Source organism: Lentzea chajnantorensis, assembly GCF_054300775.1.
Genome location: NZ_JBSDZT010000002.1, coordinates 8,334,731 through 8,347,285 on the forward strand (window position 1 = coordinate 8,334,731; position 12,555 = coordinate 8,347,285).

The 12,555-nt window shown below is 66.5% G+C and carries 6 protein-coding genes; all 6 read right to left on the reverse strand.

What is annotated here, in order from left to right; genetic code table 11:
* Nucleotides 1-41 precede the first annotated feature (41 nt).
* Nucleotides 42-3,161 carry a DEAD/DEAH box helicase gene (locus ACVDFE_RS39870; RefSeq protein ID WP_458434052.1) on the reverse strand — a complete coding sequence of 1,040 codons (3,120 nt, stop codon included), beginning with the start codon at nt 3,159-3,161 and terminating at the stop codon, nt 42-44.
* A gap of 203 nt (nt 3,162-3,364) precedes the next feature.
* Nucleotides 3,365-4,219 (reverse strand): hypothetical protein, encoded by an 855-nt coding sequence (locus ACVDFE_RS39875; RefSeq protein WP_458434053.1) that lies wholly within the window; start codon nt 4,217-4,219, stop codon nt 3,365-3,367.
* A gap of 603 nt (nt 4,220-4,822) precedes the next feature.
* Nucleotides 4,823-5,161 (reverse strand): hypothetical protein, encoded by a 339-nt coding sequence (locus ACVDFE_RS39880; protein WP_458434054.1) that lies wholly within the window; start codon nt 5,159-5,161, stop codon nt 4,823-4,825.
* Between the two features lie 180 nt (nt 5,162-5,341).
* Nucleotides 5,342-7,396: a tetratricopeptide repeat protein gene (locus ACVDFE_RS39885; protein ID WP_458434470.1), complete on the reverse strand. Its 2,055-nt coding sequence runs from the start codon at nt 7,394-7,396 to the stop codon at nt 5,342-5,344.
* A gap of 314 nt (nt 7,397-7,710) precedes the next feature.
* The gene (locus ACVDFE_RS39890) at nt 7,711-8,625 is read right to left on the reverse strand and encodes an AAA family ATPase (protein WP_458434055.1); all 915 of its coding nucleotides are present in this window, start codon (nt 8,623-8,625) and stop codon (nt 7,711-7,713) included.
* Between the two features lie 133 nt (nt 8,626-8,758).
* Entirely contained in the window at nt 8,759-12,319 is a 3,561-nt protein-coding gene (gene dnaE, locus ACVDFE_RS39895) for a DNA polymerase III subunit alpha (RefSeq protein ID WP_458434056.1), read from the reverse strand.
* Between the last annotated feature and the right edge of the window lie 236 nt (nt 12,320-12,555).

Here is a 12,555-nt window from a genome sequence, read left to right on the forward strand (position 1 = left end):
TGCCGTAATCAGACCACAGTAGAGGTTGGCCTGCGCCGACGTCATGACGCCCCACGCGCGATGAGCATCGCCGCGATGAGAGCCTTCTCGTCATCGTTCCGTCCCGGAATGATGAATTCGTCGCCGATGTCCATCAACGTTCGGGACGCCCATGCTCTGAGGTCTTCATCAGTACTGATGTCTGAGGGCGGTTGGATCAGCTGATCGAGCAGATGCGACACCACGCGTGGACGAGCCCCGGCACGCATCCAAGCGATGGTGTTTGGATTTCCAGCACCGAATCGCACGGCAAGAGGCAGAAGCGCCAACGATCTGGCGCTACTGTCTGAGAGCTGCCACGGTCCGTCAGGGTCAGTCTCCCTGCCTGCCGCCACGATGGCGCCGAGTGCCCCGGCAACGATCGAGAGGCCGAACCCAAATCCATCGTTGACCACACGCAAGACACGCGGCAGAGGATCTTGCTGGCCACGTCCAGCCTTATCGGCAGGATCCTTCCACTCGGTCTGTACCGCCACCTCAAGCAAAGGTCTGCCCGCAAACCAAGCGTCCAGAGTGGCCTGGAGTGCGGTCCACCCGGCGGTGCGTTGCGACTCGCCGCCACTCCAAATGGGCTCAAGCCGCGTCGACCGATACGGTTCAGGAGGTAGGGCACGCCCAAGTTCTTCACGTGGCAACGCTTGCAGCACCGCAATCATCGCGGCCGCCCACTCGCGAACGGTCGTAGGCGCTGGCTGATCGATAAGGTGCTGGCGCAGCGCACCGTACAGCCCTGCGGTCTCGGGTAGCGGCAGACCCGAGCGGTGCGCAGCTAGTGCTACCCACTCGGGCGCAGAACGATCTGCAAGGAACTCCGACCCGAGCTGACCCAGCACTCGGGCGATCTCGTCCGCCTGCGCGGCAGCAGCGGCCCGCTGCACGGCCCAACTACGGCGCAACACACCCGGCGCATCGTTGCCTTCTGCTGCATACGAGAGGAATGCAAACGCGGTCTGTTCGGAGGAACTCATGGTCGTCATGTCCAAGCTGCCGTCGAGCGCTCGCGCTATGAGACCGTCCAGTTGGCTGTACACCTCTGTGGATGCATCTTCTTCGCGCAGGAAGGCGGCTCGCCGGATGGTCATCGCAGCATCCGTCTCGGTAGTGAAGGCAATCACTTTGTCTGGCACAACGATCGCCATCGAACGAGGAGCAACGTTGGCCCGACCAGCTCGACCGATCGCATTCAGCAGTTGTGCACGCTCACGTTGCCGCTCCTCCTCGCTGGTCGCGCTCTGATCCCAGCCAATCTTGGTGCCACCAATGACCACTGCGGTCGCCGGCAGGTTGAGGCCCTGAGCCATCGTTCCAGTAGCGAACATCACCCACGCGACCTCGATATCAAACGCGATCTCGCTGGCGCGCCGTTCCTGTTGCAGCATGGCGCTGGTGTGCACGCCAACCCGCTTGCCGAGTGCGTCCCAAAGAGCTGTTGGGGCGCCAAGCTCCGCATCCGAAAGTGCCAGGAGCGCCCTAATTTCAGGGGTGAACTCGGCCGATCCGTCTCCAAAACCAGGAATGTTGCGCGCAGCCAGGAAGCTGTAGTGTTTGTTCCTCGGCAGAAACGCCAGGACGCGGTGTCGATTGACCCCAAGGCCCTGAACCAAAGCCTGCACTGTGGGGTTTAGGTACCCCTTGAGATCGAAGCCCTTTGTACGGTGATAGGTCAGGGGCGCTTCGATCGTCGTCGGGACGAAGGCGAAGTCCACGAGCTCAGAGGTTCGCCAGGCCCCTTGCAATCCTGCGAACAGAGCTAACGGCGCGCGAAACGTGATGTTCTTGCGGCTTGCAGGCAAGGTCTTCAGCGTGTCGACTGCCCGGCCAGCTGCCTCTTTGGTCCGCTCTTGGTCGAACCCAGCGATGGCGCGGAGCGTCCGGGTTGGCCGCCATGGGCTATCGACAACCTGAGCATCGACTCCGGTCGCCTCTCGAAGCCAGGTCGCGATGTCCTCGGGATTGGCAAGAAGTGCCGACAACATCAGCACTCGTGCCTGCGGCGCACGATGCAGAACCTCGGCGAGCACCAACTCAGCGATGACCGCCCGCGCGCCGGGCTCACCGAGGATGTGGGCCTCGTCCACCACACAGAGCGCCATCCGCTTGAACGCATCGGGGTTCTGCCGCAGCGCGAGCGAGCACTTCTCCGGCGTCATTACCAAGATCTGCCGCTGCCCGATGATGCCGAGATCTTCACCTTCGAGCTCGGTGTACTCAGCGCCTCCCACAAACTCCCGCACCGTCACACCGGGAAGTTGACCGACGACTTCGTTGAGCTGGCGGCGGATCTGCCCGGCTAGCGCGTTCGTGGGCGATAGATACAGCACCCATCCGTCGCGAACGGCCTGGGCGATCGCGAGCTCAGCAACGGCCGACTTGCCGGCCCCGGTGGGAACTGAGACCACGGCGTGGATGTCGGGACCAGGCAGGCACCGGTCGGCATACTCTGCCGCAGCGGGCCACAACAGCGGACGCGTAGCTGCTCGCCGCCGTTGGAAGTCTGCGAATCGACCCGAGTCATCTGGTGGAGGCGGTACCGCTCGTAGGGCACGCCCCGCAGTTCCTTCCATCGCCACAACGAGAAGCAGTGCCAAGTGGTGCAGATCTGCGTGCTGAACACCGCTGCCTTGACCTTCATCCGACCGTTCCAGCTCTGCGATCAAAGCACGGATGCTCTGGATCGGGCTCTCACCGTCGTTACTAGCGAGCGACAGCCACAACAAGTGGTCTCGAACCGCGGTTCCCAGTCGCATCCAGATCACATGCCGCACGCGGTCGCGCAGGGAGAATTCCGTCCCTGGGTCCGGAGGTTCCGTGCTGTCTGATGGTGGCCGCAGGAGCAACAGCCCGCGGACAAGGCCGAGCACCCATTTTGAGACTGAATCTTCGACGATGTCTCCGCGATCGCTTGGCATGTCAAGACTCTGCCCGATAAGTGCAGCATTCGCATCATAGCCGGCGGTCAAATACAACAGTCCCGCCTCAACCCGTTCGAAACGGCTGTGCGTACCAAACAGCCATGGCCGAGGCACTTCCGGATCGAGCGCCGCAACCTCCGCGACAACCTCGAGAGCCTCGGCAGCAACGAAGGCCGAGGCCCGCAAGGTCACGGTTTCGATGTTGTTCACAAGGATCGCGTAAAGCTCAAGCGCTGTGGCGAGCCGACGAAGGTCTCTGACTAGCTCGGCACCGTCAACGCCAGCTCCCCCAAGATCCCGACGATCGACCGCTTCAAGCCAGGCTCGGGTAAGCATCCGACGCACATCGTCTGGGTTGACGTCTCCCAACTGCGGGAGCGCCTGGAGTAGGTCGTCTACACCTCGGTTGAACACTAGAAAACTACCTCCGCAACAGCGGCGCGCATCGCGTCTGCCACGAGATCGAAGAAGGCGTGGAAGCCCATCAGACGAAGAGCAAGGAGCCGACGACGATCCACCGGCGGTTCAAGTGCACCAAGAGTCGGGCGAGCAGTAGTCAGCGTAAAAGCCGTCTCATGAACGATTACCGGAAAGTAGCACCTATGCCTGCGCCAAATCCCGCCAGTGACTTGAACCGCCAAATCGTCCGAAAGTACGTTGCGCAGCGAACTTAGCACCGACCGAAGCTCGACCCCATAGTTACCTTCGTCGATCTTCTTGAACATACCCGCAGCCTCGGTAAGTTGCGCGCTGCCATCCTCACGAGAAGCTTTACTCTCGCCAATCGCAACTACCACGTCCGAGTTATCCGTGTAGATAGCGACCAGATCAAGCCCTTGTTGGCTCGGAATACTGTGCTGCGCCTTCAGGGCGTAAACTGGCCCCACCAGGAAGGCTGTATCAATCCTGGCACGCACAACTAGCAATGCATGAGCAACACCTTCAGCGATCCAAGCATTGCGCCGCGTATCGCGAAACTTTATCTCGCCCTCAGCCACAAACACATTTGTGTCGCCAATGAGGCGTATGACGGCTTCTCGGAGTTCGATCTGCGCATCGACTCCTTGCTCAAGCATGACCGTCGACAACCGAGCATCCTCGCCCACGATTCCGGCGAGCGCGCCAACAAGATACCGACCGAGCGCAGTAGCGACCTTGGGCTGATCTAGCCCATCAGCAACGATGGCAGTGTGGGTCGAAGCGCCACCTAGCACACGCAGGGTTACGGAGTTCGCGACTACATCCAGCGCCTCGTCGATCAGTTCCACAGGCGTCATCGACACGGGCACCCGAGCCCAGGGACGCGCATCACTACCGATACGCCAGGCGGGCGACGCAACGAACTAGCGCTCGACCCCCGTAACTGCCACAGCACAAACATAAACTCCCCATTACAACATAATCATAACCGACTGCGCCAGGGGTTCCAACCGCGCCTGTCGACCAGAGCCTTCTGTGTGAGCCCATCTTTCGATGAGCTGAAGTCTGTGGTTGGCATTCCACCGGTCTTCGGCCGCTCAAGGACGCCACACGGGCGATGGCGATGTTCTCCTTTCCCGCAGCCGATTTCGACGTCGACCACCGCGACGTCGAGGCGCAGAAGCGCATGCTGCGCAAGCGGATGGCCGGGCTCGGCTGGTTGGCGCTGCGGATCCTCGCCCACGTCGACGACAGCCCGGACTTCTACCTCGACCAGGTCGCCCAGGTCGTGATGGACCACTGGTCAGACGGACGGGTGGGGCTGATCGGTGACGCGGCGTTCAGCTCGTCGCCGATGCCCGGTGGGGGTACCGGGATGGCTCTGGTTGGCGCTTATCTAATGGCCGGGGAGTTGGCTGCCGCCGGGTGGAATCCGGAAGCGGGTTCGCGGCCTACGAAGCTCGGATGCGCTCGTTCGTGGAGGCAAACCAGGAGATCGGCCGGATGCACGTGGACAGCCGCACCGCCTCCGGGCCGAACGCCGAGCCTGGCCCGGAGCCCGACATGGAGGCGCTCACCGCGTCGGTCGAGCGCGCGATCAACGGTGTCGCACTGCCCGACAACGTGGAGGTGCCGGACTTGCGGGCCACAGTCGCACCGCCGATCAGTTCGCCAACCAGGCCGAAGCCTCCGAGGCGCGCAGCATCGAGGTCGCCCACGACTGCGCGGACGCCGAGCGGCCCGGCAATCGCGAACGAACGTCCGCTCGTCGGCATGAGGGGACGCGTCACGGCGTTCTAAGTGGATCAATACCGGGTCTGAGTCCGGTACTCATTCACCTCCTCTCGTGCCCGAAGCTGCGTCCGAGAGGAGCCCGAGATCCCTGACATGCGACGTTCTAGGACGACACATCACGACAAGAACGGCATTCGCATCTCGTATCTGTGATGCAAAGACAGCACTCGCTGACATCACGCGACACCACTACGAAGGCCCACCCGATGACTCTTAGTCCCTGCTTCTCCTTTTGTGCGGCGTTCGTCGCAGACCACCACCGGCTCGACCTCGGCCCACGGCTGCTGCTGGTTCCCGACGTTCCTGGTCGCTTCCAGGCGGGCTCGGACGACCTGGGCGTAGTCGGCCGGGGTCTTCGCGTTCCTGCACAGCACGACGGCCTTGCAGTCGTCGTCGAACGCGACGACCGCGCCCGGCCCGGGGTTGTCTTCGAGGGTGTAGCCGCCGAGGCCGAAGTCTTTGTGGGGCTGGGCAGCCGCGGCGGCGAAGGCAGCCCAGCGGCGCGCGTGCAGGGCGCTCCGGCGAGAAGGGGACTCCGGCGAGGTGAGCAGGAAGAGCCGCGTGTGCGCGCCGGCCTTCCTGATGACCGCCAGCTCGTAGCTCAGCTGCCGGTACGGGTGCGGGAACGTGATGACGCAGCGGGAGTGCTCCACCAGCCACGCGAACTGCTCGCGCCACTCCTTGTCGGCCGTGTAGGCCGCCGTTCCCCCGTGCAGGGGCAGGCGGTCGTGCAGGTTCCCCATGTGCTGCCAGCGTCCCAGCAGCTCGCTGGCGGTGGGCTCCAGGAACTCGGCGAACGACGCCCTGCCGCAGCGGAACCGGTTGGGCTTGTACGTGATGCCGAGCCCGGTGTTCACCCCGTGGTCAGCGGAGGTGTGCGCGAACAGGTCGAGCTCGCGGCGGAACCCGCGGATGTAGACCACCGCGCCGGCCTGGAGGACCACGTCCCTCTCCGCCTCTGCCTTGTCCTTGCGCAGCGCCGCGTCGAGGAAGAGGCTCGCCAGGACGATGAACGGCACGGCGAAGACGTGCGCCCCACCGGTCAGGTGGATGACGGCGAGTCCCACCGGGACGGCCAGGGTGAGCGCCTTGCCGATCGAGAGGAACGGCATCCAGTGGCTCCTGCTCCCCACCTCCCTGGTGCGGCGCGGCCTGGTCGTCAGGACCAGGAGCGGCACGGCCAGCACGCCACCGCCCAGGATCGTGAGCAGGACGGTGCTGCGGACCGGGACGTCGTCGAGCGCCACGACCACGTCGAACACCACGCCCGACAGCCAGGCGCCGGCGAGGGCGACCCCCGTGGCGACGTGTCCCAGCCGTCGGCGCAGGTCCCGTTGCGAACCGACCTCCTCGCGGGAACCGGACCAGTACAGCGCCGCGGCGGCCACCACCGGCAGCAGGACCACGACCACCAGGTTCAGGGCGGAGACGAGCTCGCCGTCCGACGCCTCAGCGGACAGGAACAGCATGTTCACCGCGCAGCCTCCAGCGCCAGTGCGGCCCCCGCGAGCGGGCCAGGTGGACGGTGCTCCCCAGCTCCTCGTTGAGCTCGACGGCCCGCCGGTGGCAGACGAACGCGAACCGGTGTCGTCCCGCCGAGGACAGCGCGACGCCCATCGCGTCGAGCGCCTGCGCCTGGCCGTAGCGGTCGCCGAGCCGCCGGAAGAGCCGGACCGCCTTGGCGTGCAGCACGACCCCGCTGCCAGCGACCCCTGCGCGGTGCGGACCCGGCCGAGGAGGTTGACCGTGCTCGCCTGTCCCGCCAGGTCGGCGCGGGCGGTGTAGATCCGCAGCGCGGCGGTGGCGTCGTCGCACGCCTCCTCCGGCCTGCCCGCGTACAGGTGGCTCCCGGCCCTTCCGTTGAGGCAGTTGGCCTCGCCGTGGGTGTCGCCGCAGCGGCGGTAGTTCTCCAGCGCGGCCGAGTAGCACTCCGCTGACTTCGCCGGTTCACCGATCTCGGCGTACGCCCTGGCCAGGGACTGCAGGACGCGGTTCTCGGCGGCCACGTCGGCCAGCACCCGCGCGGCTTGGAGCGCGGTGGTGTGGCAGTCGGCCCAGTCCTGCCACCGGCCGTGCAGGTGCAGGAAGTCGGTGAGCGCCCACGGGATCATCCACGCGTGGACGAACGCCCCCTGGTCGAACGCGATGCGGGCGGCGGCGAGCAGGGCCGTGATCTCGGCCGCGAACCAGTCGACCGCCTCGGTGTAGCCCGCCACCGCGGGGAGGACCATCCCCTCGGGCGGGGCGGGCGCGTCGATCGGCCGCCGGTGCGAGTTCAGCACGCGGTCGGCGCGGAGGGCGGTGTGCAGGGCGTGGTCGAGGAAGCCGGTGATCGCCGTGCGGCGCACCTCGTCCGGGTCGACGGCCGCGCACCGTTCCCGTGCGAACACCCGGAGCAGGTCGTGGAAGCGGTACCGGCCGGCGTCGGCGAGCAGCAGGTTGTGCGACGTGAGCTCGCGCAGGTGGCCGCCGGCCTCCCGCACGGTCAGCCCGCTCACCGCCGCCGCGCCCTCGACGCTGAAGGAGTCACCGGGCCACAGGCTCGTCAACCGCACCGTGCGGGCGGCCCCGTCCGACAGCAGGTCGTACGAGCTGGAGATGACCGCGCCCAGGTCGGCGGCGGGGATGTCCAGCCGCAGACCGTGCTCCCGCAGCTCCCCCGCGAAGCGCTCCAGGTCCATCCCGGGGTGCTGCACCGCGGAGGCCGCCGCGATCGACACGGCGAGCGGCAGGTCGGCGCACTCCTCGGCGAGCAGCGCGACCGCGGATCACCGGCCCGTTCGGCGCCGAGGTGGTTCTCGAACAGCTCCAGCGACTCGGCGCGCGTCAGCGTTCCCAGTCGCAGGACCTCCGCGCCGTACAACGCGTACAGCGCGGCGGGGCTGCGGCGCGTGGTGACGACCACGAAACACCCGTCACCGGGCAACAGCGGTTGCACCTGACCGCTGTCCCGCGCGTTGTCGAGCACCAGCAACAAAGAGCGGTCGTGCACCAGATCGCGGAAAAGAGCCATTCGCTCGTCGCTGTCCGGCGGCACCTCGCCGGGAGGTACCCGCAGCGCGGACAACAACGCCAGTGTGGCCCGGTCCCGGCTGACGGCGGGCTGTCCCGGCGTGAACCCGTGCAGGTCGAGGTAGATCTGCCCGTCGGGGAACAACCGCTCGACGACGTCCCTCGCCCACCGCGTGACCAGGCACGTCTTGCCGACTCCGGGTGCTCCCTCGACCACGCAGACCCGGTTCCCCCGCCCGGCCGGGGTCTCCGCCAGCGCAGTCAGCGCCGCGAGCGCGTCCGACCTGCCGACGAAGTACCTGCTGGTAGCGGGCAGCTGGCGGGGGACGTGGCGGCGCTGCGCGGTGTCCGGGTGCACGTGGACGCCCCCGTGCACGGTGCCGGCCTGGACCACCGGCTCCCGTGCCCCCACCGCCTGGTTGCTGACCGCGCTCGACCCGTGGTCCACATTTCCCATCATCCACAGCAATGCGCAGAAATCCCGCGCGTCACTCCTGCGGACCAGTTCCGCTGATACGGCTGAGTTATCGCTCAGGCCATTTGCGGTGCTGACGCGGAAAGCAGTCCTCGTCGAATCGAATTCACCTCTGGACGGTCACACCGCGGATCGTCTTGAGGTCGCCGAAGAACGACGGGGTCGGCTGGACGCGGTAGTTGTCCACGACCAGCAGCTCCTTCGTCTTGTCGCGGCGCTGGACCTCCAGGTGCACGGCGACGTGGCCCTCGTGCGACTTGAGGGTCAGCTTCAGCTCCTCGACGATCTCCGGCGTGAGGTTCTTCGCCTGCAGGCCCAGCACGATCGGCGGGTCGGCGTCGGGGTTCAGCTCGGCGTCGCTGATGTCGAGCGGGATGACGCCGTCGCCGAAGATCGCCATCTTGTCCTCGCGCCAGTTGACGCGGCCCTTGACGCAGACGGCGGAGTCGAGCTCCAGGTCGTCCTTCAGCACCTCGTAGGACTTCGGGAAGAACAGCACCTCGATCGAGGCGTCCAGGTCCTCGATCACGGTGATGGCCCAGGGCTGGCCGTTCTTGTTCACCCGGCGCTCGATCGAGGAGATCATGCCGGAGACGATCAGCTCGCCGTCCTTGGGCGGGTCGTCCAGGATCACGGCGATGGGCCGCGGGGCGTGCTTGCGCAGGATGCGCTCGGCGCCGTCGAGCGGGTGCGAGGAGACGTAGAGGCCCAGCATCTCCTTCTCGTAGCTGAGCATCTGCTTGCGCGGGTACTCGTCCGCGCCGATCTTGAGGTGCGCGAGCGGTGAGGTGCTGTCGTCCGGCTCGTCGGCGCTGTCGGAGCCGAAGAGGTCGAACTGGCCCTCCGCCTCCTTGCGCTTGATCGGCACCACGCCGTCGACCGCGTCCTCGTGGACCTGGAAGATGCCCAGGCGGGGGTGGCCGAACGAGTCGAACGCGCCGGCCTTCGTCAGCGACTCGATGACGCGCTTGTTGCAGACCACGAGCTCGGACTTGTCCATGAAGTCCGTGAACGACGTGTAGGCGCCCTTCTCGGCACGGGTCTTGATGATCGACTCGACGACGTTCGCGCCGACGTTGCGGATCGCGCCGAGGCCGAAGCGGATGTCGGTGCCGACCGCGCTGAACCGCAGCGCCGACTCGTTGACGTCCGGCGGGAGGACCTTGATGCCCAGGCGGCGGCACTCGGCGAGGTAGACCGCCGACTTGTCCTTGTTGTCGCCGACCGAGGTGAGCAGGGCGGCCATGTACTCGGCCTGGAAGTTCGCCTTCAGGTAGGCGGTCCAGTAGGAGATCAGGCCGTACGCGGCGGCGTGCGACTTGTTGAACGCGTAGCCGGCGAACGGGAGGATCGTGTCCCAGAGCGCCTGGATGGCCTCGTCGGAGAAGCCGCGCGGGTCGGCCCGCATACCCGCCTGGAAGCCCTCGAACTCCTTCGCGAGGACCTCGGCCTTCTTCTTGCCCATCGCCTTGCGGAGCACGTCCGCGCGGCCCATGGAGTAGCCGGCGACCTCCTGGGCGATGAACATGATCTGCTCTTGGTAGACGATCAGGCCGTGCGTCTCGCCGAGGATCTCCTTGAGCGGTTCCTCGAGCTGCGGGTGGATCGGCTTGACGTCCTGGCGGCCGTTCTTGCGGTCGGCGTAGTCGTTGTGCGCGTTCACGCCCATCGGGCCGGGCCGGTACAGCGCGCCGACGGCGACGATGTCCTCGAACGTCGTCGGCTGCATGCGCCGCAGCAGGTCGCGCATGGGGCCACCGTCGAGCTGGAACACGCCGAGCGTGTCACCGCGGCCGAGCAGCGCGTAGGTCTCCGGGTCGTCCAGCGACAGGTTGTCGAAGTCCGGGACGGCGGCCTCACCGCGGTTGGCCTTGATGTTGTCGATCGCGTCACCCATCACGGTGAGGTTGCGCAGACCGAGGAAGTCCATCTTGAGCAGGCCGATGTTCTCGCACGACGGGTAGTCCCAGCCGGTGATGAACGAGCCGTCGGGGCGGTACCAGAGCGGGATGGACTCGGTGAGCGGGTCCTTCGACATGATGACCGCGCACGCGTGCACACCGGCGTTGCGGATCAGGCCCTCGAGGCCGAGCGCGGTGTCGAAGATCTCCTTCACCTGCACGTCGGTCTCGAGCAGCGACCGCACCTCGGCCGCCTCGCCGTAGCGCGGGTGGCTCTTGTCGACGATGCCCTTGAGCGGGATGTCCTTCGCCATGATCGGCGGCGGCAGCGCCTTGGAGATCTTGTCGGCGATCGCGAAGCCCGGCTGGCCGTGGTGCACGCGCGCCGAGTCCTTCAGCGCGGCTTTGGTTTTGATGGTGCCGAACGTGATGACCTGCGCCACCTTGTCCGCGCCGTACTTCTCGCTCGCGTAGCGGATCATCTCGCCGCGCCGGCGGTCGTCGAAGTCGATGTCGATGTCGGGCATGGCGGTGCGCTCGGGGTTCAGGAACCGCTCGAACAGCAGACCGTGCGGGATCGGGTCGATGTTCGTGATGCCCATCGCCCACGACACGGCGGCACCCGCGGCGGAGCCACGGCCGGGACCCACCCGGATGCCGACGCTGCGGGCGTAGCTGATCAGGTCGGCGACGATGAGGAAGTACGCCGGGAAGCCCTTGTCGATGATGACCTGGGCCTCGTAGTCGCAGCGCTTGATGTACTCCTCGGGGACCGGCTGCCCCTTGAACCGCCACTCCAGGCCGCGCTGGATCTCCTTGCGGAACCAGGACGCCTGGTCCTCGCCCTCGGGGACCTCGAAGTTCGGGATGCGGTCGCGCGGGGTCCACACGTCCTCGTACGACTCGATCATCTCGGCCACGAGCAGCGTGTTGTCGCACGCCTCCGGCAGGTCCTTGAAGACCTCGCGCATCTCGGCGGCCGACTTCAGGTAGTAACCGTCACCGTCGAACTTGAACCGGTTCGGGTCGGTCAGCATCTTGCCGGACTGCACGCAGAGCAACGCGGAGTGCGTGTCTGCCTGCTCCTTGGTGACGTAGTGGCTGTCGTTCGTCGCCAGCGGCGGGATGCCGAGCTTCTTGCTGATCGCGAGCAGGTCCTCGCGGACCCGCGTCTCGATGCTGAGACCGTGGTCCATCAGCTCCAGGAAGAAGTTCTCCTTGCCGAAGATGTCCTGGTAGTCGCCTGCGGCCTTGTAGGCCTCCTCGACCTGGCCGAGCCGCAGCCGGGTCTGCACCTCGCCGGACGGGCACCCGGTCGTGGCGATGATGCCCTCGGAGTGCTCGGCGACCAGGCCGCGGTCCATGCGCGGCTTGTAGTAGTAGCCGGTCTTGCTGGCCTCGGTGTGCAGCCGGAACAGGTTGCGCAGGCCGGTGGCGTTCTTCGCCCACATCGTCATGTGGGTGTAGGCGCCCGCACCGGAGATGTCGTCACCGCGCTGGGACGGGTCGCCCCAGAACACGGGCTTGTTGTGCAGCCGGTTGTGCGGTGCGAGGTAGGCCTCGATGCCGATGATCGGCTTGATGCCGGTCTTCGTCGCCGTCTGGTAGAACTCGTCGGCCCCGTACATGTTGCCGTGGTCGCTCATGCCCACCGCGGACATGCCCAGCCGCTCGGCTTCCTCGAACAGCGGGGCCACCTTGGCCGCACCGTCGAGCATCGAGTACTCGGTGTGCACGTGCAGGTGGACGAACGACTGCCCAGACAAGGCGGAGACCTCCCAGCATCGTGGTCGACTGTGCCGGACCCGGCACGGACCAGACGCACACACTAGCCAAGCCCGGTCCGCCGCGGCCGCCCGACCGCACAGCGTCGATGATGCCCCCGAACCTACCCGGACGGGTCGCGCGACGCGCCGTGCGGTGAGCTCGCGGAGGCCGGCCCGCGGGTCGGCGGGCGGGACGCCGCAGTGGCTGCTCAGGCGTGCGCACGTCATCACACCGG